Origin of the sequence: Jiangella muralis (assembly GCF_001270745.1) — a bacterium.
Taxonomy (GTDB): Bacteria; Actinomycetota; Actinomycetes; order Jiangellales; family Jiangellaceae; genus Jiangella; species Jiangella muralis.
In genome coordinates, this window is the sequence record NZ_LFXL01000039.1 from 63404 (window position 1) to 85467 (window position 22064).

Below are 22064 nucleotides of genomic sequence, written 5' to 3' on the forward strand. Positions count from 1 at the left end.
GTCACCGCGCGGCGACGAACCCGACGCGCTCGTACACCGTGGCGAGCATCGGCGCGGCCACCTCGCGGGCCTTCTGCGCACCTCGGGCGAGGACGGCGTCCAACTCGGCGGGGTCGTCGAGGAGCTCCTGGACCCGCTGCTGGAACGGAACGACGACGTCGAGCACCGCCGCCGCCACCTCCTTCTTCAGGTCGCCGTACCCCCGCCCGGCGAAGTCCTGCTCGATCTGGGCGACCGAGCGACCGCTGAACGCAGCCAGGATAGTGATGAGATTGGTGACACCGGGCTTGTTCTGCGCATCGGCCACGATCTCGCGCCCGGTGTCGGTGACGGCGCTCTTGATGCGCTTCTCGATGGTCTTGGGCGGGTCGAGCAGCTCGATGAGGCCGGACCCGGCGATGCTCTTGCTCATCTTCGCCGTGGGTTCCTGGAGATCGTAGATCTTCGCCGTCGCCTCGGGGATGTACGCCTTGGGCAGCACGAACGTCTCACCGAACCGGGTGTTGAACCGGCCGCCGAGGTCGCGGGTCAGCTCGATGTGCTGACGCTGGTCCTCGCCGACCGGGACCTGGTCGGCGCTGTAGATCAGGATGTCGGCGGCCTGCAGGATCGGGTAGGTGAACAGCCCGACGGTGGTGCTCTCGGCCCCGGCGCGGGCGGACTTGTCCTTGAACTGGGTCATCCGGCTGGCCTCGCCGAAGCCGGTGATGCAGCTGAGCACCCAGGCGAGCTGGGCGTGCTCGGGCACGTGGCTCTGCACGAACAGGGTGCTGCGCTCCGGGTCGACGCCGCCGGCGAGGTACTGGGCCGCGGTGACGCGGGTGCGCTCGCGCAGCTGGGCGGGGTCGTGCCCGGTCGTGATGGCGTGCAGGTCGACGACGCAGTAGAAGGCGTCGTGGTCGTCCTGCAGCGCCACCCACTGCCGCAGCGCCCCGAGATAGTTGCCCAGGTGCAGCGACGCGTTGGTCGGCTGCATGCCGGAGAGCACACGCGGGCGGCGACTGTTGGTCATACCGTCATTCTGTCAGTCACCGCGCCGCGGGACACGCCGGTGCCCTACAACCGCCGCACCGACGGTCACTCCGTCGCCGACGGGATCGGCTCGGGCTCCGGCCGCGGGTGGACGCGCAGCCGCGAGGCGCGCCGTCCGTCCAGCGAGAGCACCTCGATGCGCAGGCCGTCGTACTCGACGACGTCGCCCGGCGCCGGCAGCCGGCCGAGGCGGGCGACCACGAAGCCGGCCACCGTCTCGTACGGACCGTCGGGCAACTCGACCCCGGTGCGATCGGCGAAGTCGCCGACGTTGAGCATGCCGTCGACCTCGACCACGCCGCCGGCAGCGGCCGCCACCGGCAGCTCGTCGGTGTCGTACTCGTCGCGGATCTCGCCGACCAGCTCCTCGACCAGGTCCTCCAGCGTGACGATGCCCGCGGTGCCGCCGTACTCGTCGATGACGACGGCGAGGTGCGAGCCGACGCGGCGCATCTCCGTCATCGCCGGCAGCACCCGCTTGGTGCCGGGCAGCACGAGCACGTCGCGGACCAGTTCGCCGACCCGGATGCTGCGCCCGGACACCTGCGGGTCGAACAGGTCGCGCACGTGCACGAACCCGACGACGTCGTCGGTGGACGTGCCGACCACCGGGTAGCGCGAGTGCGGCATCGTCGAAGCCAGCTTCACCGCCTTGAACACCGGCATGTCGGCGTCGAGGAAATCGACCTCGGTACGCGGGCGCATGACCTCGCGGACCTGGCGGTCACCGACGTCGAGGACGTCGCCGACGATGCGCCGCTCCTCCTCGCTCAGGCCCTCGTGGCCGGAGACGAGGTCGCGCAGTTCCTCGTCGCTGATCTCCTCGCGCTGCGCCGAGGGGTCGGCGCCCAGCACCCGCACGACGAGGTCGGTCGACTTGGACAGGAACCAGATGACCGGGCGCATCACCGTCGCGAACCGGTCCAGCGGCGGCGCGACGGCGAGCGCGACGCCGGCGGATCGCTGCAGCGCGATGCGCTTGGGCACCAGCTCGCCGAGCACCAGCGACAGGTAGGCGATGAACAGCGTCAGGAGGATGAACGCGACGGTGTCGGCCGCGCCGCCGGGCAGCCCCCAGTCGGCCAGGACCGGGGCGAGGTCGGGCGCGAGCGTCGATGCGCCGTACGCCGCGGAGAAGAAGCCCGCGAGGGTGACGCCGATCTGCACGGCGGACAGGAACCGGTTGGGGTTGCGGGCCAGCGACGCGACCTTCTCGCCGCGGCGGCCCTGCTGGGCCAGCTGCGCGAGCTGGCTCTCCCGCAGCGACACGAGCGCCAGCTCCGTCGCCGCGAAGACCCCGCCGATGAGGATGAAGATGAGGACGAGGCCGAAGTTGAGCAGCGTGCCCTGGTTCACGAGACCGGCCTCGCCACGGTATGTCGTTCGCTCACGCGAGAATCCTAGAGCGGGTACAGCCCTGGAGACCGCATCGAACCCACGAGAGGATGGCACGGTGACGACTCACCCGCGCGCAGGACAGCCCGCCGCCCCCGAGGACCTCGTCGACATCCCCCAGCTGGTCAGGGCGTACTACACCACGCATCCCGACCCCGTCGACGCCGGGCAGCGGGTCGCGTTCGGCACCTCCGGGCACCGCGGCTCGTCGCTGGCCGCGGCGTTCAACGACGACCACATCGCCGCCACGGCGCAGGCGATCTGCGACTACCGGGCCGCCAACGGCATCGACGGCCCGCTGTTCCTCGGCAAGGACACTCACGCGCTGTCCGAGCCGGCATGGGCCACGGCGGTCGAGGTGTTCGCCGCCAACGAGGTGACGCTGCTGGTCGACGGCGACGAGCGGTACACGCCGACGCCGGCGGTGTCGCACGCGATCCTCACGTACAACTCCGTGCCGGGGCGGCGCCGGGCCGACGGCGTCGTCGTCACCCCGTCGCACAACCCGCCCTGGGACGGCGGCTTCAAGTACAACCCGCCGGACGGCGGCCCGGCCGGGTCCGAGATCACCGGCGCCGTCCAGGACGCCGCCAACCGGTACCTCGAGCGCGGCCTGCACGGCGTGCGGCGGATGCATCTGGCGGCGGCCCGCGCGGCCGACACCACGTCGACCTACGACTTCCTCGGCGCCTACGTCGACGACCTGCCGTCGGTGGTCGACATCGAGGCGATCCGCTCCGCCGGGGTGCGCATCGGCGCCGACCCGCTGGGCGGCGCGTCGGTGGACTACTGGGCCGCCATCGCCGAGCGGCACGGCCTCGACCTCACCGTCGTCAATCCGCTGGTCGACCCGACGTGGCGGTTCATGACGCTGGACTGGGACGGCAAGATCCGCATGGACTGCTCGTCGCCGTACGCCATGGCGTCGCTGATCACCCGGCTGGCCGAGGGCGCCGAGTTCGCCGTCGCGACCGGCAACGACGCCGACGCCGACCGGCACGGCATCGTCACGCCCGACGGCGGGCTGATGAACCCGAACCACTACCTCGCCGTCGCCATCGACTACCTCTACCGCCACCGCGCCGACTGGCCGTCGGCCGCCGCCGTCGGGAAGACCCTCGTCAGCTCGTCGATGATCGACCGCGTCGCCGCGTCGCTGGGGCGGCCGCTGCTGGAGGTGCCGGTCGGGTTCAAATGGTTCGTGCCGGGCCTGGTCGACTCCTCCGTCGGCTTCGGCGGCGAGGAGTCCGCGGGCGCGTCGTTCCTGCGCCGCGACGGCCGGGTGTGGACCACCGACAAGGACGGCATCATCGCCTGCCTGCTGGCCGCGGAGATCATCGCGGTGACGGGGGCGTCCCCCAGCGAGCACTACGGCCGCCTCACCGAGGTATTCGGCGACCCCGTCTACGCGCGGGTCGACGCGCCCGCCACCCGGGAGCAGAAGAAGGCGCTCGGCGCGCTGTCACCGGACCAGGTGACGGCGACCGAACTGGCCGGCGAGCCGATCACCGCGAAGCTCACCCGGGCGCCCGGCAACAACGCGCCGATCGGCGGCCTCAAGGTCACGACGGCGTCCGGCTGGTTCGCCGCGCGCCCGTCCGGCACCGAGGACGTCTACAAGATCTACGCCGAGAGCTTCCAGGGAGCGGACCACCTGGCCCGCATCCAGGCCGAGGCGCGCGCCGTCGTCGACAGCGTGCTCTAGGGGTGTCCCGGTCGGCTCGGTCGGGTCGGGCTTCTCGTTGGCTTGACGTCGCCGCGTGCGCCGGGTTCCGTGCCGTTCGCCGTGGTCCGCAGGTTGGCCGTCCCCCTGCTGCCCATTCTCTCAGCCGCGTGACCGCACCTCAAGCGGACCCATGGGGCGCTTCGCGCGTTGGGGTGTCCGCTTGACCCGCGGCCCCGCGGCCAAGAACGGGCACCTATCAGGGGGACGGGGGCAGTCTGGGCACACCTCACGGTGCGCCGGCACGAACGGCGAACGCCAGCCAGCCAGGCGAACGGTGCACCGGGCGGGCTCTGCCCGCACCTCCCCCGTCCCCCTGATAACTGCCGCAAACCGTGGCCAACGCGTCCCTTGCACGATCCCCACCTCACCGTGTGGATTCGCTGCGTCGGGTGGGGTGGATCACTGTTGCTCTGACGACAGCTACGCCACCCAGCAAACACAGTGATCCCACCCAGTGACGCGCCGGGCGCGCACAGTCGTCGCGGCCGAGATCGAAGTGAGATCGCTGCGGAAACGACACAGCATCACTGTCGCCGACACGACAGCGTTCTCCCATCGATCACGCAGCCAACCCACACCGTTGCGCCGGGCCGGCGAGGCCGTGCCACCCAACGTGGCTGGTCAGACACTCCGTCTGCAAGGTGGAGCGGGCACTAGGCACGCTACCCCTGCTCAAACTCGGCTCACGTGTCGGAGTTTCGGAGACCAAGCGGAGCTGGTCAGCGTCGTCCCACCACACGGCGGCCGGTGCCGGACTGCCAGTACAGCACCGACCGGCCGGACCGGCGGCGCTCCAGCAGCCCGGCGTCGGTCAGCACCCGCAGGTGGCCGGAGACCGTCGCCAGGGACAGCCCGGTCGCCGCGACCAGCGACGTGGTGCTGACCGGCTCGGCGGCGGCGGCCAGGACCCGCGCCCGGTTGCGGCCGAGGAGCCGCGCCAACGGCTCGTCCGCTGCCTCGGTGGTCGCGAAGATGCCCGTGACGGGGTACGCCAGGGCGTAACGATAGGGCGGCCGCCAGCCGACGTGCACGCGCTGTGTGTGCGTCGCAATGAACAGCAGGTCGCAGCCGCGGACGTCGGTCACCGGGAAGTCCCAGCGGTTGACCTGGATCCGGCCGTCGCCGAGCCACCGCACGTCCGGCCCGAGCCCGCGCAGCACCCCGGACCACCCCTGCTCGCTGAGCCGCGACGTCCGCGACACGATGTCGGCCCGCAACAGCCGGGCCCGCCGTGGCCACTCCGGCTCGACGGTCGTGGTCCAGATCCAGCGCAGCAGGTCGGCCGCCACGGCCGCCAGCCCGCTCGTCTCGACCAGCAGCGGCGGGAGCGGCGTGCGCACCACACTCAGCTCCGCGCGGATCTGGTCGTCGGACAGCGCGAGCAGGGGTTCGAGCTCCTCGCCCAGCTCCAGGTCCGGCGCGTCCGGCGGCAGCGCGAGGAAGTCGGCGACCCAGTTGTGCCCGAACGCGCTGTCGACCAGCGCCGCCCACACCGGGTGCGCCGCCAGCGCGGCCCGGTAGGCCGCACTGTGCTCGTCCTTCCACGGCCGGAACCACGGCTCGACCGGCGCGCGCAGCAGCTTCAGCGCCGCGACGGTCTCGATGAACGGCGACGTGCCGAACCGGGCGTTCGCGAGGGTGTCGGCATCGACCAGGAACTCGGACAACGTTTCGCCTCCACCCGAAACTGTAGGCGGCGCGCGAGCGGACGTCGATGCTGCTCGGCATGGCCACGTACCGCGCGATCTTCGCCAACCGTGAGTTCCGCAACCTGTGGTTCGGCAGCGCGCTGGGCAACGCGTCGTCGACGATGACCAGCCTGACGCTGGCGGTCGTGGTCGACGCGGCGACCGGGTCGGCGCTGCTCGCGGCGATGATCATGTTCGGGCCGTCGCTCGCCCAGGTGCTCGGCGTGTCGACGCTGATGTCCGCGGCGGACACCGCCCGGCCGCGGCGGCTGCTGACGCTGCTCGCCGCGTTCTCGGCGGTCACGGCCGGGTTGCAGGCCGCACTCGACCTCTCGGCCGGTCAGCGGCTCGTGCTCGCCTTCGCGGTGGCGTACGGCCTCTCGATCGGCGCCGGCGTCCGCTGGGGGCTGCTCGGCGACGTGGTGCACGCGGACCAGTTCGTCCTCGGCCGGTCCGCGATGAACCTGTCGGTCGGCGCGATGCAGATCGCCGGCTTCGGCATCGCCGGTGTGTTGCTGCAGGCCGTCAGCCCGTCGGCCGTCCTGTGGATCGCGACCGGCTGCGCCGCCGTCGCCGTCCCGGTGGTCCGGTTCGGCCTGCGCGACCGTGCCCCGCGCCGGCTGGCCCGCACCGGCATCGCCGAGACCTGGCGCGGCAATCGCCGGCTGCTCGCGCAGGCCCGGACCCGTCCGCTGCTGCTGGCGCTGACGATCCCGAACGGCCTGATCGTCGGCTGCGAGGCGCTCTTCGTCCCGTACGCGGGGGCCCGGGCCGGCTGGCTGCTGGCGGCGGGCGCGGCCGGCATGATGGCCGGCGACATCGTCGTCGGCCGGCTGCTCACCCCTCGCGGCCGCCGGGTGGCGGCACGGCTGCTCCGGTTCGTCCTCGCCGTGCCGTTCCTGGGCTTCGCGTTCGACCTGCCGATCGCCGTGCTCTGCGTACTGGTCGCGCTCGGCAGCAGCGGCTACGCGGCGTCGCTGGCCCAGCAGGAGGTGCTGGTGAGCCTGACGCCGGAGGAGCTGCGCGGCCAGGTGCTCGGGCTCGACTCCGCGCTGCGGATGACGACGTTCGGCGTGGTGGCGATCCTGGCCGGTGCGCTGGCCGACCTCACCGCGGCGGGCCCGGCGATGACGGCGTGCGCCGCCGCGTCGCTGCTGGTGTCGGTGCTGCTGTCCCGCCCGCTGGCCCGGGTGATGACGGCCGAGCCCCGACCGGCCTCCGTGGCGTGACCGGGAGCGCCGCCCGTCAGCTCAGGAGGCGGGCCGGTACCGCGACCCGTCTGCGGGCCGCTCGACCAGGCGCAGGTCGACCAGCAGCCGGCGCAGCGCGACCGGCTCGTCGCCCAGGGCGCTCAGCTCCGTGGTCAGCTCGCGCTCGGTGTACGCGTCGCGGCGCGGCAGCGCGGCCATGACCAGCCGGCCCAGCTCGGCCTTGAGCCCGTCGTCGGCCGGGATGGTGGCGATGCGGCCGTTCTTCAGGCAGCCGTCCAGCCGCGGGAAGTCCGCCGCCACCCGCCCCACCGGCGTGGACGCCGCCCCACTGGCGGACGCCGCCCGGATCGGCCCGAGGTCGGCGCTCAGCCCCGCATCGTCTCGGCGGACCAGCCCGGCGCCGCCGAGCACCGCCAGCGCCCGCTGGACGTCCCGCTCGGGCAGCCCGGCCCGCGCCCCGATGCCGGCGACGGTGAGCGCGCCCGGCGCGGCGCAGAGTGCGCCGAGGACGGCCAGTCGCTTCGGGTCGCCGAGCGCGCTGAGCAGTTCGGTGGTCATGCGCGCACCGTAGGCGCGCGACGCCGCCCGCCGCACCTGGATTTCCCCGGCCGCTGCCGGCCATGATCATCAACCTTGTGCGCTGTCATAGTGCGGCAGCGTTTCTAACACTTAGGCTCTGACCTGCACTAACGCAGGCTTCGTGGCCCGGCACCCTTCGCGGTGCCGGGCCGCTCGTCGTTCACGAGGCCGACCCCGGCGCGTCGTCGCCCTCGTCGTCGCGAGCGCGTTCCAGCACCAACGCGATGAACTGAGACAGGGCGAGCCGACGTTGTGCGGCCTGTTGCTCGGCCCAATCCCACAACGCCTCGTCATCCGCGCGGATGTACAGGTTGATGTTTCTCCCGCGTGCCACGCTTATAAGACTGTTCTAAGCGTGGACTATGACGGCATAAGCGCGTACGTTCAAGGAGATCAAACAAGGCGACCCCGCCCGGTGCGGTGAACACCAGACGGGGTCTAGGCACCCACTCGCAAGGGAGTGAGCACCGTGAGAGAAACCCTATCCACCGCGCGGACGGCGCGGATCAAGCGCGACACGGACTTAGGGCCGTTTCTCGTCGTGGTCGACGACACCGACCCGGCCGACGTCAGGCGCGAAGGCGCGTACCTGCTCGACGTCGCATCGAACGTGACGCTCGCCGCCGATCTCCGGCTGATCGCGCACGGGTGGCGGCGTACGTCGGACTGGCGGACCGAGCTGACCGCGACCGTGGAGCGTGACCGGTGAGCGCCCGCGCACGGCTCGTCGCCGGGGTCGTCGTCCTGCTGGCGGCGCTCGCCGTCGCGATCGTCGTGCTGGCCGTCGGCGAGGCCGCCGGGAAGTGGCCCGGCGGCCTCGGCGAGCCTGCGGAGGATGACCCGGGCTGGTCGTGCGTGTTGCACGGCAACCGGCGATGCGGCGGCGCGTCGTGACGGCCGCGTGGCTCGTCCCGGCGCGCGAGCCGGTCGAGATCCTCGACCGGGTGACCGTTGTCGACGGTGAACACGTCGTCGCGTCACGTCCGCTGCCGTACGGCTCCGGCTTGACGGCCCGTGACGTCGCGCTGCGGGCGCTCGGCTTCGAGCGGGTCGACGAGTGGCGCGACGCCGGGAACGGCGCCCTGCGGGCCACTGTGAGGCCGCTATGACCGGCGCTTGCCGGGTCAAGTGGTGCGACCTCGACGACCACTACGGCGAGCATGTCGCCTTCGTCGACTCGACCGCGATCCGTGGCGCGCGCGGCCAGTCGGTCACAGTGAACGTGATCCTCGTCGGCGGCCCGCAGAAAAGCGCCCGTCGCGTCGAGGTCGTCTTGCACGACGGGCAGACCATGACCCTTCGCCCGGCGCCGGGTCAGCTCGGCTCGCTGGCGAAGATCCTCGAACGGGTCGAGCAGTGAGCGACCACGAGGCCGAAGCGACGGCGGGCACGCTGCGGATGCGGGTGCGGGCCGTCGGCATGGTCGAGGACGGGCGCGGCGGCATGCGGCCCCGCTACCGGACCACGGTTGTCGTCGGCGGGCGCGACCCGTTCGTCGACGAGGACGGCGTCAGGTCCGGCGTCGGCGACGAGGCCGACGCGCCCCGCGCGTTGCGTCAGCTCGTCGCGTTCCTGCTCGCCGTCGCCGAAGCGCCGCGCGGCACGTTCACCCTGTTTGCGCTGCCGGTCGAGGACTCGGCGCGGCGTAACCGGCACGAGCTGACGGCGCTGCTCGATCAGCTCGACGAGGGCTGAGGCCGCGCGTGGGCGGCCCTCCTACGCTCTGACCAGGTATTACGGCCTAGATTTCCGAGAACATACCTTTTCGGGCACTTTTGTTGGAGGAAACGTGGGGGCGACGGACATCTACGAGAACTTCGCCAAGCTCGCCGCTTGGGTGAAGGAGTCGGGCGGCATGCTCACGATCCAGATGGGCGCGCTGCGCAACTACGTCGAGGCGGGCCGACTCGACGTTGGGCCTCGCAGGCAGATCAAGGAGAACCTCGACCGGCACGGCCTGATGGCGACGACGGAACTCAAGCGCGAGCAAGAGGACTGGGTGTTGATCATCGAGAAGAACGGCCCGGTCCACACGATCATGAGCGCGATCAACCACCCGTGGCAGAACTCCGACGAGCGGATCGAGAACGCGGCATTGCAGATCGCGCCCGTCAAGGAGGAACTCGCCGAACTCCGCGAGATCGTCAGTCAGGTGTGGGCGCTGACCAAGGGCTACTACGAGGAAGACGACGAGTGATCATGCCGACCGCTCCCGCTGGCAAGCTCGGCACGGTCTACGTGCTGCATTTCGACCGGCCGACCATCGTGCACGACGCCGACAACGGGCATGTCCAACCGACCACGCACTACGTCGGCTGGACCGGTCGGACGGTTAGAGAGCGTGTGCGGGAGCACGCCGTGCCGGGCGACGTCACGGTCGCTCTAAAGCAGCCCGGGACCACCGACGACGAGGCGCGGTTCAAGCGGACCGGCCGATGCCCGCATTGCGGTACGCCGCTTGCCGCTGAATGCCTGTTCGCGGTGCCCGACGATGACGTCACGCAGCGGGACGGGTGGCTGTTCGCGTTCCTGAACGGCGAGATCGATGCGCCCGAGTGGCTCGACCGGGACGCCGAGAGCTGACCTCGCCCGTCGCCAACACGACGACCCCCGGCCACACATGGTGGCCGGGGGTCGTTCGTTCGGCGCTGGTCGGTCTCAGCAGGGCGGAGCTGGCCCGCTCGCGGCCATCGATCGCCTCGCGATGTTCGGCGACGCGAGGCGCGACGTTGACGCCGGATCGAGGGGTTACGCCGTCGTCGGGACGTCGAGCAGACGGAACGCCTGCGGGACGACAACGTCAGACCCGGTGCGGTACCAGAGGAACGCGCCGCGCTGGCCGGTCGGGCGGCCGTTGGCGCCGACGAGGTTCGGAACGAACTCCATCGTGCTGCCGATCCGGTCGACGATCACGAAATTCGTGAAGTCGCCATAGACGAGCAGGTAGTTGTTCGCCGTCGCGGCGGCGTTGACCGCCCCGTCCATGTTGCTGATTTCGTTGAGCGGCTTGCGCAGGAGCTGACCCTGCGACACCTCCGGGTAGCGAAGTGCGCCGTTCGTCGTCTCGAACGCGCCAATCGCGTTGATGGTGGCGATGTGGGCGCCCCACTGCGCACGAGCGGAGAACCGGGCCGGTAGCGCGTTCTGCAACAGCAACGGGTCGCCGACGGCGAGCGCCTCCGTGCCCCCGCCGTTGATCTCGCTCGCGGTGCCGGCCAACGCGGTAATGACGCCGCGAGGCTGACCCGTTCCCGATCCGGTCGTGTAGGCCGCGAGCTGGTGGTTGGCGGCGGCGTCGACCAACACGTTCGTCAGCTCGCCGAGGAAGTTCACCGCATCCATGCCGATTTCATAGGAGTACGGGACAAAGACGTCGCCGAAGTGCACCGGGATCGGGGCGTCGTCGACTGTCGGGGCGCCGTCGGCGGCCTGCGCAGCTTCGGCCTTCCACTCGGCCGTGGCGCCCGCGCTGGTGACGCCCTGCCACGTGTCGGTGGTCGTCTGGACGACGCGGCTGATCTGGCGAAGCGGGTTGATGCTGCCGTCGCTGGTGAGCATGATCGCCGGGTCCAGCGTCAGCGGCACCATGAATCCGCCGTTGGCGTCCGTGAGGCTCATCGCCGTGCGCACCTCAGCCACGGCCTGAAAGGCGCGGTGCTCGTCGGGCGTCCACAGCAGGTGGCCGCGCGTCGGGTCGGCGCACAGCTTCGCGAACGCACTGCGGTAGGCCGGGTCGCCCGCCGCGACCGCCCACCGGGCCGCGATGCTGCGGTCACGCTCCGGGCCGTCCGTCACGAGCCGCTCGACCTTCGAGGCGGCGTGGTCGGGCAGCGTCTTGCTGCGGACCGCCGCGTCAACGGTGCGCATCGCGGCGTCGCGGAGCTGACCACCCGCGCCGGGCAGGAGCGGGTGAAGCCCGCCGCGCTCGTGGGCGCTGTGACCCTCGACGTCGGCGGGATCGGGGTCGGCCTTGCTGCCCTCGGTGAGGTACCGGCCGGATCGAATCAGGTTCATGACGTCCTCACGTCGGTTGTTGCGCGTCTCGAACGGCGCAAGACTGCTGTCGATCTTGTCGACGCGCCGAACGATGTTCTCGGCGCGCTGGCGCTGGCCCTCCGGCCACTTGTCCTCGTTGTCGCCGTGACGGACCGCGATGCCCGCCAGCTCACCGCACGCCCGCGCCCGAGCGTCGATCAGCTCGCCGACGTCGTCGGGCACGCGCACCGGCTCGAACCGGTCGGCGTTCTCGCGAACGGCCCAGTTGTCGGCCCGGAGCAGCTCGCCGCGCTTGACCATGACTGTCCGGTCGCCGGACGGCCGGCTGTGATCGTTGAAGGTGTACGCGCCGAGCGCGCGCACGTAGTCGGACATAGGGATCTCCCCTGGTCAGAGCATGAATGAGTGACTGATCACGCGAACCGCGAGGAGCGCCTAACGCTGCTGGCGGACGAATCCGGCCGGGCGGCCTCCCGCGTCCTGGCGAGCGCCCTCCACGGGTGCTGGCCGACGACGGGACCGCGAACGCGGCCGGTTGCGTCTACGTGACCACTGTAACGCGATGACCGGTTACGCCGTCCAGTCGTCGGGCAGCCGGTCCGGCACGGGCGGCAGCTCGCCGACCATGACGAGCGGGTCGCTACCGGCCAGCGCCTCACGCGGGACAACCGCGATCACCCGGCCAGCCCACCCGATCCGCACATCGTGCGGATCGCCGGCCTCGATCGCGATCCCGTCGGGCACGCCGAGCGCACGTGCCTCGTCGACCGCGACGTCTCGCAGGTCGGCGGGGAGGCCGTCGATGAACGCTTGCGCGAGCTGCCGAGCGCGCTCGACCTGGTGCGGCGTGAGTTCGTAGATCGTCATTGCGTGGTCCTTCCGCGTGTGCGAATGAAATTGATCTTTGGGCCTATTTGCGGCGCGAATAAAACCCTCGACTGGGCCGGGGTCTTGAAGGGCGTTGATCGTTCCCGGAAGCGAGGTGTCCCCCCGGTCCGCGTGCCCGTAGCTGGCGCTGTGCACGGCGTGGAGCGCTGAACGCGGGTCGCCGCGACCCATCGACCGGCGAGACGGAACAGCGAGCCGCACAGGGCCGCGTAGGGCTTCGCGGTGCTCGTGTTGTCGAGGCGTCGACGCGAGGTCGATCGAGCTTCGACGCTGCGACGCTGACGAGGACGGCGGCGCCTGGCCCGTGCCAGCACCGGGCGCGCCCTGCCGCCCGGCCCCCGCTGGTCGAGCGGAACAGCGAGCGCGCAACCCAGCTCGACGGCGCGGCGAGAGCGTCGACCACGGGCCAGCCACGGGCAGGCAGCACGCCCCCGGCTGAACGACCCCGGCAGTAGTGGCCGGGGATCGACGCCCGTGTCGCCGTGTCGCTGGCGAGACAGCCACCCGGCCACGAGGGCGCCCCTCGATCGATGCCCCCCGTGCGTCGACGGCGCCCCCGTCGAAACGAGGGGGCCGGGGTAGGTGCACGCCCCCCTGGGATCGAACGCCTCACGATCAAGGCGGCCCCCGCCATACGCTGACGGCACACCCCCCGATCCGAGAGGACTCGCCATGCTCCGCACCGACCCCCGCGCCGCCGAGCTTCGCCGTCGGATGGAGCGCCGCAAGACCCGCCACAGCGGCCGGACGGTCTACGTCGTCGAGGTGCCGAAGCCGAAGATGTGGTGATCATGATTCGGCCGTCACCCGGTCGATGAGCCGACGAATCTGCCCGGCCCACCATTCCGGGCCGGGCAGACCTGTCGGCACAATGATCGTCAAGAGCATCGGTTCACCAACGCTGGACGCCCCGACGTTGAGCGCGGTCACGCCACAGACCTTCTTGTCGTAGATCACCGCATCAGCATTCGATGCCGCCCACGCGATGCCGGGGTGCACGGCGCGAAGTTCGTCGTCGACCTCCTTGAAGTCGTCGACGACCCTCGATCCCGCCACGACCGCCGGGCGGCATCGATGGTGCAATGCCGCGTACGAGATCGCAGGCGCAATCATTAGGGCAGTTCGGGAGAGTATTCCTGCCATGTGATAGCGCGCCGCGACGTATGCGGCGGACACTTCCGGCCATTCCTCTTCGGGGACTTCATCCCCTGTTACGCCGGGCGCCTCTAGCTCGATCTCGAAATGGTTGTCGAGAGATCCAATGGGCCGAATGCTGAGGCTGAGATCCGGCATGAACGATGTCACGTCGACTTCCCCTCGCGCTCGTCGACGATGGTCACTTCGCCGATCTTGAACCGGCTGTAATCGGGCACCCGGCCGATGTCGATCCTCTCGACGGCCGGCGGGCGCGCAGCGGAGGCGCCAGCCGGAGCGGAGTCGCTCGGCGAGCCGCCTTCCCTTCCCCTCCCCTCCCTAGTGGTCGGGTCGGGTCGGGACGGGACGGGAAGCCGAGAATCCTCCGGAGGATTCTCGGCAAGATTCCCGCCGGGAGTCCTGGTGGACACGTGGTTGCAGTAGCGCGGATTCGTGCAAAGCGAGTGGTCGCCGGCCTTATGGCGCCGCGTGCGCACCTTGCTCTGTCGCCAGAACTCACGATCTCTCTCAACGTCAGCCTTCGACCGCTGATCCCGCGTGAAGTTGGCGATCCGCCACCCGTCGCCGGTTTCCATCCACAGCCCGGCCGCGACCAGCCGTTCGACGGCGCTCCCGGCGTCCGGCTCGTCGGTGACCTTGCCCAGCATGTGGCCGGGAATCTCACCGTCGGTTTCGTGTCGGCAGGACCACACAATGCCCTCGACGTGAAGTAGCCGCACGCCTCGCGGCAGCCGAAGTAGGTCGGGGTCGTCGTTGAATCGGTCGTCGATTTTCGCCCAGGTCATGCCTCATCGGCCGCCTCGTCGGAGTCGTCCCGGACGACGACCGGCGCGAGAATCGCGCGAATCTCGGTCTGCTCGTCGGCCGATAGATCGGGCCAGCGGCGAAGAATCGAGCGGGCATAAGTGCGCGGATGATGCCGCTTCCCGGCGGCGAAGCGGCCGAGATCGGAGAACGTCACGTTCTCGGTGTCGGAGGTCATGGCTACTAGCTAACGGCTACATTCGCGAATCCGTCCAGTCGGCAAACGGCCTGAGAATTCGCCTACTCTTCGCCTTCATTACGGCTGCTCAGCATGAACGCGCGAAGAAACTGACCGATTTTGCGCCCAACGCAATAAGCAACGTTTATCCACAGGCCGCACTATCCGAGTGCACAAGTCGCCCGTCGGTAACCCACAGAAAGGAGCCCGGCCGCCTCGCAGTCGAGCGAGGCGGCCGGGCGTACGGTCGGAATTGAGCTGTTTACCCCTTTGCCCACCGAATCCGATCGGCGACGGGGATGACCTTGTTTCGAACCGGCTTCCGCATGATGCGCGGCTGCCCGGCCATCGACGGCGACAGCATCATCGACGCGACGCGGCGCCGAGCGGCGATCGGCATCGCGTCCCAGGTCGCCTCGATGTTGGCCGTCGAGCCGCCGAGGAGGTCGCGAAGCTCCGACGGCATCGACAGCTCCCGCTCTCGTGCCTGCGCAGCCGTGAGCCGTTGCGTAAGGCCGTTCTCGACGCGCGCGGCGAATTCCAGCGACACAGCACCCGACGCGACCTTGTCGGCGAGCTGCTCGCGGTCGAGCGTGAGCTTTTCGATCTCTGCCCGCACGGCGCGGATCTCCGCGTTCTCGTTCTCGGCGGCGGTCTCCCACGAGTCGGCCTCACGGGCGAGGTAGGCGAAGACAACGCCCCGCATCGCAGCGTCCAGGGTCGGCTTGTCGATTCCGGAAATGCAGCCCTTCCCGGCACAGCGGTATTCGCCAGTCGCCTTACGCTCGTATCCAACCGTCAGGCCCGAGCCGCACACATCGCATTTCACGGCGTGCGAGAATTCGTGAGTGAGCTTGCCAGCATTCGGAGACGCGACCCGGTCAGGACCGGTGAGAATCCGCTGCACGGCGGCCCACGTCTCGCGGTCGACAATGGCGGGCCAATTGCCGTCGAACTCCTTGCCCTTGTTGATCCGTAGCGCCGTATAGACCGGCCGCGTGAGCATGCCCCGGAGCGTTTGGTGCGAGAGCACCTTTCCGGAGCGGGAGCGAATTCCGCGCTGCTCGAAATCACGCGTGATCGAGGCGAGCGTGTTTCCCTCACGGACGCGGCGGAACAGCTCGCGAACGATCGGCGCTTCGCTCTCGTCGATCTCCGTGCCAATGAGCTTCCCCGTGGCCGGGTCGTACACCTTGCGATATCCGTAGCTCGTCTGGCCGCCGTGCATCTTTCCGTCCCGCGCTGCCTGTGCCATGCCGCGATTCACCCGCTCCTTGATCTTCCACGCCTCTTTCTCGGCGTCGTTGGCACTGCCGATGAGGTCATGCCGGTCGTTCCCGTTAGCCGGGTCGTATAGCCGGTCATCCTCGGTGACGAGAACGCGCTTCCCCTGCTCGGCGAGGACGTCGATCAGGAGCACCCATTCGCCGACTCGCCGCGACCCACGCGACGACTCCCACAGCACGAGCACGTCATCGGTGAACCGCCCGTTCAGCAGGTCACCCATGAGTTCGTCGTAACCTTCGCGAACCTTCGTGGCGTAGCGGCTGGCGCTGCGGTCGTTGTCGACGTACGCCCGGTCGGCGAGCGTGATGCCGTGACCAGCGCATGCGTGCTGGTTGTCGTGCTGCTGGCCCGCGATCGAACGATCCTTCTTGACGCTGGACCGCACGTACTGGCGGCCGGTCAGCGTGTCGGCGATGATGGTCATTGCTGGGCTCCGTTCCTTCTTGGCGGTTGGTACGGAGTCCAGCCTACATGACTAGCGCGCAACGGCTCTATAGCAGCCCAAAAGGTTGATGATCATGGTGTAGTCATCCTCGTCGGCGGCTACTCGCTCGGGGGCGTCGAGACGATGGTCGGCTGCTCGTCAGGGTCGCGCGGCGGGCCGAGCTCGCAGAGGACGGCGGTCATGGTGGCGCCGATCTCCTCGGCCGCGCGCATGGCCGCCTCGTACTCGTCCTGGCACTCCGGCGCCATCTGATAGCCGAACGGCATCGGCTGGTCGGGAGCCGCCGTCGGCGCGGGTTCGTCGACGCCGTCCCAGCCAATGGCGTCGGGCGACCAGGACGCCACCTGGAGGGCCGCGGCGACAGCGAGCGCGCCACCGACCACCGCCCCCAGCGCCACGCGTCCGCGATGCATCAGCCGTCCTCGGCGCAGGCGTACGCCGTCGCGCCGGCCGGGTCGGCCGTGCGCATGGCCGCCTCGATCCGCTCCAGGCACTCCGACTGGATCGTGGCGTCGGCGGGCAGCGGCCGCGGCGTCGGTGTGTGCGGCGGCAGCGCCGGGCCGTAACCGTCCCAGCCGGTGGGGTCGGGCGTCCACGACGCCACCTGGAGCGCGGCGGCGAGGGCGAGCGCGCCACCGACCACGGCGCCCAATGCTGCCCGCCCACGGTGCATTGGCACAGGCTACAGCGCAGAGCGTGCTAGCGTGATCGCACACGATCGCACAGGTTCACACAGAAGGGCACGGACATGCTGGCAGCCGAGCGGCAGGCGCTCATCCTGGACGACGTCCAGCTGCGCGGCGCCGCCACCGTCGGCGAGCTGGCGGTCCGGTTCAGCGTCTCCGAGATGACCATCCGCCGCGACCTCGACGTGCTGGTGGCCCGCGGCGTGCTCGACAAGGTGCACGGCGGCGCCACGTCGAAGCGCTCGCCCAGCACCGAGGAGCCCGGCTTCCGCACCAAGCAGCTGCGGCAGCAGGCCGAGAAGGAGGCCATCGCGCGGGCCGCCGCCCGGCTCGTCGAACCGGGGTCGGCGGTCGGGCTGTCGGCCGGCACCACCACGTGGACGCTGGCCCGGCAGCTGCGCGCCATCCCGCGGCTCACCGTGGTCACCAACTCCATCCGCATCGCCGACGAGCTGCACGACGACGACCGCACCGACCTCGACGTCGTGCTGACCGGCGGGGTGCGCACGCCGTCCGACGCGCTGGTCGGGCCGGTCGCGGTGTCGTCGCTGCACCAGCTGCACCTCGACATCGTGTTCCTGGGGGTGCACGGCATCGACCCCCTCGCCGGCTTCACCACGCCGAACCTGCTCGAGGCCGACACCGACCGCGCGCTGGTCGCGGCCGGCCGGCGGCTGGTCGTCGTCGCCGACCACACGAAGTGGGGGACGGTCGGCATCAGCACCATCGCCCCGCTCGACGGCGCCGACGTGCTGGTCACCGACGACGGCCTGGCTGCCGACGCCGCCGACGTCCTCGCCGGCCGGGTCGGCGAGCTGATCCTCGCTCCTACCACGATCGGACCGCAATGAAACGCACCACGGCGCGGCTGGCCGACGGCCGCGAGATCATCTACTTCGACCGGCGCGACGACGCCACGCACCGGCTCGACGACCCGCGCGACCTGCCGCCGGTGAGCACCACGTCGCAGCTGCGCTACGACCCCGTCCTGGCCGAGTGGGTGGCGATGGCCGGGCACCGGCAGACCCGCACGTTCCTGCCGCCGAAGGACCTCTGCCCACTGTGCGCGTCCACGCCGGAGCGGCCGACGGAGGTGCCGTCGGCCGGGTACGACGTCGTCGCGTTCGAGAACCGCTTCCCCAGCCTGTCGACGCACGCCACCACCGCCGAGACCGGCACCGAGCTGGTCCCGGTGCGGCCCGGCGCCGGCCGCTGCGAGGTGCTGGTGTTCAGCAGCGACCACAACGCCTCGTTCGCCACCCTCGACGACAGTCACGCGCGCCTGGTGGTCGAGGCGTGGGCCGACCGCAGCGCCGAACTGGCCGCCGTCCCCGGCGTCGAGCAGGTGTTCTGCTTCGAGAACCGCGGCCAGGAGATCGGCGTCACGCTGTCGCACCCGCACGGCCAGATCTACGCCTACCCGTACGTCACCCCACGCACCACGCGCATGCTGCAGTCCGCGCGCGAGCACTGCCGTCACACCGGCCGCAACCTGTTCGCCGACGTGCTCGCCGAGGAGCGGGCGGCGGGCATCCGCGTCGTCGGGCAGACCGAACACTGGACGGCGTTCGTGCCGGCCGCCGCGCGCTGGCCGGTCGAGGTGCACCTGTACCCACACCGCCGGCTGGCCGAGATCGGCGACCTCGACGACGCCGAGCGCGACGAGTTCGTCACGCTCTATCTCGACGTCCTGCGCCGCTTCGACGCGCTCTACGACGCACCACTGCCCTACATCGCCGCCTGGCACCAGGCGCCGGTCCGGCACGACCGCGGCCTCGCCTACCTGCACCTGCAGGTGTTCTCGGTCAAGCGGGCGGCCGACAAGCTGAAATACCTGGCCGGGTCCGAATCGGGCATGGGCGCGTTCATCACCGACGTGCTGCCCGAGGACGTCGCGGCCCGACTCCGGGAGGTCCGATGAAACTGCTGGTCACCGGCGGCGCCGGGTACATCGGATCGGTGGTGGCGTCGCAGCTCGTCGCGGCCGGCCACGAGGTGGTGGTGCTCGACAACCTGCTCACCAGCCACGAGGACGGTGTGCCCGATGGCGCCCGGTTCGTGCGCGCGAGCATCGACGACGCCGCCGACGTCCTCGACGCCAGCTTCGACGCCGTCCTGCACTTCGCCGCCCGGTCGCTGGTCGGGCAGTCGGTCGCGGAGCCGCAGTTGTACTGGTGGAACAACGTCGTCGGCACGCTGCGGCTGCTCGACGCCATGCGGGCGGCCGGCGTGCGGCGGCTGGTGTTCTCGTCGACGGCGGCCACCTACGGCCAGCCCGATGTCGCCGTGATCACCGAGGACACCCCGGCCGTGCCGATCAACCCGTACGGCCAGAGCAAGCTCGCCGTCGACCACGCGCTGGCCGGCGCGGCGCGGGCGCACGGGCTGGCCGCGGTCAGCCTGCGCTACTTCAACGTCGGCGGCGCGCTGGGCCGGCACGGCGAGCGGCACGACCCCGAGACGCACCTCATCCCCAACGTGCTCATGGTCCCGGCCGGCCGGCGCGCCGCCGTCGACGTGTTCGGCACCGACTACCCGACGCCCGACGGCACCGCCGTCCGCGACTACCTGCACGTCGAGGATCTCGGCCGGGCGCATCTCCTGGCGCTCGACTGGACCGGCACCGACGACGCGGCCGGGCAGCACCGCATCTACAACCTGGGCTCCGGCACCGGGTACTCCGTCCGCGAGGTCGTCGAGGCCGTGCGGCGGGTCACCGGCCATCCGGTGCCCACCACCGACCGAGAGCGGCGGGCCGGCGACCCGCCGGTGCTGGTCGCGTCGGCCGAACGCATCGCCGCCGACCTCGGCTGGCGGCCGGAGCACGGCCTCGAGCAGATCGTGGAGGACGCGTGGACGTTCCTGCAGCGGTGAGCCAGCGCACGGGGTCCGCACCCGGCCGGGTCAACCTCATCGGCGAACACACCGACTACAACGGCGGCTTCGCGTTGCCGCTGGCCATCCCGGCGCGCACGACGGCGCGGGTGCGCACCCGCTCCGACGGCCAGGTCGTGGCGGCCTCCACCGCGCCGGGCACCGAGCCGGCCCGGTTCGCGGTCACCAGCTCCCCCGGCGACGTCACCGGCTGGGCCGCGTACGTGGCCGGCGTGTTCTGGGCCCTGCGCGACGCCGGCCACGACGTCCCGGGCGCCGACGTCCACGTCGACAGCACCGTGCCGGCCGGCGCCGGGCTGTCGTCCTCGCACGCGCTCGAGTGCGCGGTCGCCGTCACGCTGAACGACCTGCACGGGCTGGGCCTCGACCGCACCACGTTGGCGCTGCTGGTGCAGCGGGCCGAGAACCACTACGTCGGCGCGCCCACCGGGGCCATGGACCAGATGGCGTCGCTGTACGGGCAGGACGGCCACGTCATCCTGTTCGACGCGCGGGCCATGACGGCCGAGCCGGTGCCGTGCGACCTCGCCGCCGCCGGGCTGAGCCTGGTCGTCGTCGACACCCGCGTGCACCATGAACACGTCGACGGCGGCTACGGCGCGCGCCGGGCCACGTGCGAGGCGGCCGCCGCGTTGCTCGGCGTCGACACGCTGCGCGAGGTGCAGGACGAGCCGGCCGACGACGTCCTGGCCAAGCTCGACGACGAGGTCATGGTGCGGCGGGTGCGGCACGTGCTCACCGAGAACGCCCGGGTCCTCGACACCGTCGCGCTGCTGCGGGCCGGCCGGGTCGCCGAGATCGGCCCGTTGCTCACCGCGTCGCACGCCTCCATGCGCGACGACTACGAGATCACCGTGCCCGAGGTCGACGCCGCGGTCGAGGCGGCGCTCGGCGCCGGTGCGCTGGGTGCGAGGATGACGGGTGGCGGCTTCGGCGGGTCCGTCATCGCGCTGGCCGCCACGGCCGACGAGGCGCGGGTCGGCGACGCCGTCCGGGCCAGGTTCGACCGGCAGGGCTACACGGCACCATCCGTGTTCACCGTCCGCCCGGCCGCGGGCGCCGGCATCGAGGAGGGCACCCCATGAGCCCCAGCGGTTTCCAGGTCGAACTGGCGCACGGCGGCTACACCGCCGTCGTCACCGAGGTCGGCGCCACCCTGCGCGAGCTGCGCCACCACGACCACGCGCTGGTCGTGCCGTTCGGCGCCGACGAGATCCGGCCGAACTACCGCGGCGCGGTGCTGGCGCCGTGGCCGAATCGCGTCACGGACGGCGCCTACACGTTCGAGGGTGCGCAGCGGCAACTGCCACTGACCGAGCCAGCCCGCGGCAACGCGCTGCACGGGCTGGCCGCGTGGGTCCGCTGGGAGGTCACCGCGCAGACCACCGGCACGGTGGAGCTGACCCACCAGCTGGTCCCGTTCACCGGGTACCCACACCCGCTGGAGCTGCGGGTGCGCTACGCCCTCGACGACGCCGGCCTGCACTGGACCGTCGCCGCCACCAACACCGGCGCCGGCCCGGCGCCCTACGGCACCGCCCCGCACCCCTACCTCGTCGCCGGCGACGGCCACGTCGACGACTGGTCGCTGGAGCTGCCCGCCGCCGAGTACCTCGCGGTCACCCCCGACCGGCTGCTCCCGGTCGGCGTCGAGCCGGTCGAGTCCGCCGGGTTCGACTTCCGCACGCCGCGGCGGCTGGGCGACATCCTCCTCGACCACGCCTTCACCGCGCTGACGCCCGGCGCCGACGGGGTCGCGCGGGCGGTCGTCCGTGCCGCCGACGGCCGCGGGGTCGTGTGCTCGTGGAACGCGGCCGAGTGTCCGTGGGTGCAGATCCACACCGCCGACCGCCCCGGCGAGGCCGGCAACCGCATCGGCCTGGCCGTCGAGCCGATGACCTGCCCGCCCGACGCGTTCAACTCCGGCACCGACCTCGTCATCCTGGCGCCCGGCCAGACGCACGAGACCACCTGGACCATCGCGGCGCTCTGACCCCACCCAGAAGTTGATCTTGGAGTAACCGGCGCACGAGGGTCCGGCGGATTCCATCGGTCGTAGCAACGCCTGGTGGAAGGTGTTGTCCGATGCCGAAGGTGTT

At 71.1% G+C, this 22064-nt stretch carries 27 protein-coding genes; 14 read left to right on the forward strand and 13 right to left on the reverse strand.

Translation table 11 applies throughout. From position 1 onward, the window contains the following. Position 1 precedes the first annotated feature (1 nt). Together trpS and ACW62_RS27630 are read right to left on the reverse strand one after the other, a co-directional pair. A complete protein-coding gene (trpS, locus tag ACW62_RS27625) occupies positions 2 to 1012 on the reverse strand; it encodes a tryptophan--tRNA ligase (protein ID WP_083460234.1) in 1011 nt (336 codons plus the stop codon). A 65-nt stretch (positions 1013 to 1077) separates the two neighbouring features. Further along, a complete protein-coding gene (locus ACW62_RS27630; RefSeq protein WP_053207345.1) occupies positions 1078 to 2388 on the reverse strand; it encodes a hemolysin family protein in 1311 nt (436 codons plus the stop codon). A 97-nt stretch (positions 2389 to 2485) separates the two neighbouring features. On the opposite strand from ACW62_RS27630, the gene pgm reads away from it, so the two are divergent. Next, complete coding sequence (pgm, locus tag ACW62_RS27635; protein WP_053207346.1) at positions 2486 to 4132, forward strand: phosphoglucomutase (alpha-D-glucose-1,6-bisphosphate-dependent); 1647 nt, start codon at positions 2486 to 2488, stop codon at positions 4130 to 4132. A 740-nt stretch (positions 4133 to 4872) separates the two neighbouring features. Here pgm and ACW62_RS27640 read toward each other — a convergent pair. Continuing rightward, positions 4873 to 5820 carry an ArsR/SmtB family transcription factor gene (locus ACW62_RS27640; RefSeq protein ID WP_053207347.1) on the reverse strand — a complete coding sequence of 316 codons (948 nt, stop codon included), beginning with the start codon at positions 5818 to 5820 and terminating at the stop codon, positions 4873 to 4875. A gap of 59 nt (positions 5821 to 5879) precedes the next feature. On the opposite strand from ACW62_RS27640, the gene ACW62_RS27645 reads away from it, so the two are divergent. Continuing rightward, positions 5880 to 7070 (forward strand): MFS transporter, encoded by a 1191-nt coding sequence (locus ACW62_RS27645; RefSeq protein WP_169792139.1) that lies wholly within the window; start codon positions 5880 to 5882, stop codon positions 7068 to 7070. Between the two features lie 21 nt (positions 7071 to 7091). Here the strand turns inward: ACW62_RS27645 and ACW62_RS27650 are convergent, their stop codons facing one another. Together ACW62_RS27650 and ACW62_RS34395 are read right to left on the reverse strand one after the other, a co-directional pair. Then, positions 7092 to 7610: an ArsR/SmtB family transcription factor gene (locus ACW62_RS27650; protein ID WP_157575022.1), complete on the reverse strand. Its 519-nt coding sequence runs from the start codon at positions 7608 to 7610 to the stop codon at positions 7092 to 7094. Positions 7611 to 7791: 181 nt separating this feature from the next. After that, positions 7792 to 7965, reverse strand: a complete 174-nt coding sequence (locus ACW62_RS34395; RefSeq protein WP_157575023.1) for a hypothetical protein — start codon at positions 7963 to 7965, stop codon at positions 7792 to 7794. A gap of 135 nt (positions 7966 to 8100) precedes the next feature. Between ACW62_RS34395 and ACW62_RS34400 the strand changes: the two genes are divergently transcribed. The 7 genes from ACW62_RS34400 to ACW62_RS27680 all read left to right on the forward strand — a co-directional run bounded on the left by ACW62_RS34400 (position 8101) and on the right by ACW62_RS27680 (position 10214). Next, entirely contained in the window at positions 8101 to 8340 is a 240-nt protein-coding gene (locus ACW62_RS34400) for a hypothetical protein (RefSeq protein ID WP_157575024.1), read from the forward strand. Then, entirely contained in the window at positions 8337 to 8525 is a 189-nt protein-coding gene (locus ACW62_RS27655) for a hypothetical protein (RefSeq protein WP_053207350.1), read from the forward strand. The genes ACW62_RS34400 and ACW62_RS27655 overlap by 4 nt, the downstream gene beginning before the upstream one ends. Continuing rightward, entirely contained in the window at positions 8522 to 8740 is a 219-nt protein-coding gene (locus tag ACW62_RS27660) for a hypothetical protein (RefSeq protein ID WP_157575025.1), read from the forward strand. Before ACW62_RS27655 ends, ACW62_RS27660 begins: the two co-directional genes overlap by 4 nt. Further along, positions 8737 to 8991 carry a hypothetical protein gene (locus tag ACW62_RS27665; protein ID WP_053207352.1) on the forward strand — a complete coding sequence of 85 codons (255 nt, stop codon included), beginning with the start codon at positions 8737 to 8739 and terminating at the stop codon, positions 8989 to 8991. Before ACW62_RS27660 ends, ACW62_RS27665 begins: the two co-directional genes overlap by 4 nt. Beyond that, positions 8988 to 9326: a hypothetical protein gene (locus ACW62_RS27670; RefSeq protein WP_053207353.1), complete on the forward strand. Its 339-nt coding sequence runs from the start codon at positions 8988 to 8990 to the stop codon at positions 9324 to 9326. Before ACW62_RS27665 ends, ACW62_RS27670 begins: the two co-directional genes overlap by 4 nt. Positions 9327 to 9420: 94 nt before the next feature. Next, the gene (locus ACW62_RS27675; protein ID WP_053207354.1) at positions 9421 to 9828 is read left to right on the forward strand and encodes a hypothetical protein; all 408 of its coding nucleotides are present in this window, start codon (positions 9421 to 9423) and stop codon (positions 9826 to 9828) included. Then, the gene (locus tag ACW62_RS27680; protein WP_053207355.1) at positions 9825 to 10214 is read left to right on the forward strand and encodes a hypothetical protein; all 390 of its coding nucleotides are present in this window, start codon (positions 9825 to 9827) and stop codon (positions 10212 to 10214) included. The genes ACW62_RS27675 and ACW62_RS27680 overlap by 4 nt, the downstream gene beginning before the upstream one ends. A 165-nt stretch (positions 10215 to 10379) precedes the next feature. Here ACW62_RS27680 and ACW62_RS27685 read toward each other — a convergent pair whose 3' ends face one another. From ACW62_RS27685 to ACW62_RS27720, 8 genes are all read right to left on the reverse strand, one after another. Further along, entirely contained in the window at positions 10380 to 12002 is a 1623-nt protein-coding gene (locus ACW62_RS27685; protein WP_053207356.1) for a phage major capsid protein, read from the reverse strand. Positions 12003 to 12197: 195 nt separating this feature from the next. Continuing rightward, positions 12198 to 12494, reverse strand: coding sequence for a hypothetical protein (locus ACW62_RS27690; protein ID WP_053207357.1), 297 nt, complete (start codon positions 12492 to 12494; stop codon positions 12198 to 12200). Positions 12495 to 13304: 810 nt separating this feature from the next. Beyond that, positions 13305 to 13820, reverse strand: coding sequence for a hypothetical protein (locus ACW62_RS27695; protein WP_053207358.1), 516 nt, complete (start codon positions 13818 to 13820; stop codon positions 13305 to 13307). After that, the gene (locus tag ACW62_RS27700; protein WP_053207359.1) at positions 13817 to 14455 is read right to left on the reverse strand and encodes a hypothetical protein; all 639 of its coding nucleotides are present in this window, start codon (positions 14453 to 14455) and stop codon (positions 13817 to 13819) included. The genes ACW62_RS27695 and ACW62_RS27700 overlap by 4 nt, the downstream gene beginning before the upstream one ends. Beyond that, on the reverse strand, positions 14452 to 14652 hold the full coding sequence (locus tag ACW62_RS27705; protein WP_053207360.1) for a hypothetical protein: 201 nt from the start codon (positions 14650 to 14652) through the stop codon (positions 14452 to 14454). Before ACW62_RS27705 ends, ACW62_RS27700 begins: the two co-directional genes overlap by 4 nt. Positions 14653 to 14914: 262 nt before the next feature. Beyond that, positions 14915 to 16363, reverse strand: a complete 1449-nt coding sequence (locus ACW62_RS27710) for a recombinase family protein (RefSeq protein WP_053207361.1) — start codon at positions 16361 to 16363, stop codon at positions 14915 to 14917. Between the two features lie 119 nt (positions 16364 to 16482). Then, on the reverse strand, positions 16483 to 16797 hold the full coding sequence (locus ACW62_RS27715) for a hypothetical protein (protein WP_053207362.1): 315 nt from the start codon (positions 16795 to 16797) through the stop codon (positions 16483 to 16485). Further along, complete coding sequence (locus tag ACW62_RS27720; protein ID WP_157575026.1) at positions 16797 to 17057, reverse strand: hypothetical protein; 261 nt, start codon at positions 17055 to 17057, stop codon at positions 16797 to 16799. The genes ACW62_RS27715 and ACW62_RS27720 overlap by 1 nt, the downstream gene beginning before the upstream one ends. 75 nt (positions 17058 to 17132) lie before the next feature. Between ACW62_RS27720 and ACW62_RS27725 the strand changes: the two genes are divergently transcribed. From ACW62_RS27725 to ACW62_RS27745, 5 genes are read left to right on the forward strand one after another with little or no spacing between them, the layout of a single operon-like run. Then, complete coding sequence (locus tag ACW62_RS27725) at positions 17133 to 17921, forward strand: DeoR/GlpR family DNA-binding transcription regulator (protein WP_053207364.1); 789 nt, start codon at positions 17133 to 17135, stop codon at positions 17919 to 17921. Continuing rightward, complete coding sequence (gene galT, locus ACW62_RS27730) at positions 17918 to 18991, forward strand: galactose-1-phosphate uridylyltransferase (protein ID WP_053207365.1); 1074 nt, start codon at positions 17918 to 17920, stop codon at positions 18989 to 18991. The genes ACW62_RS27725 and galT overlap by 4 nt, the downstream gene beginning before the upstream one ends. Next, the gene (galE, locus tag ACW62_RS27735) at positions 18988 to 19944 is read left to right on the forward strand and encodes a UDP-glucose 4-epimerase GalE (protein ID WP_053207366.1); all 957 of its coding nucleotides are present in this window, start codon (positions 18988 to 18990) and stop codon (positions 19942 to 19944) included. The genes galT and galE overlap by 4 nt, the downstream gene beginning before the upstream one ends. After that, positions 19923 to 21050 (forward strand): galactokinase, encoded by a 1128-nt coding sequence (galK, locus tag ACW62_RS27740; RefSeq protein WP_053207367.1) that lies wholly within the window; start codon positions 19923 to 19925, stop codon positions 21048 to 21050. Before galE ends, galK begins: the two co-directional genes overlap by 22 nt. Then, positions 21047 to 21958 (forward strand): aldose 1-epimerase family protein, encoded by a 912-nt coding sequence (locus ACW62_RS27745; RefSeq protein ID WP_053207368.1) that lies wholly within the window; start codon positions 21047 to 21049, stop codon positions 21956 to 21958. The genes galK and ACW62_RS27745 overlap by 4 nt, the downstream gene beginning before the upstream one ends. Positions 21959 to 22064 lie beyond the last annotated feature (106 nt).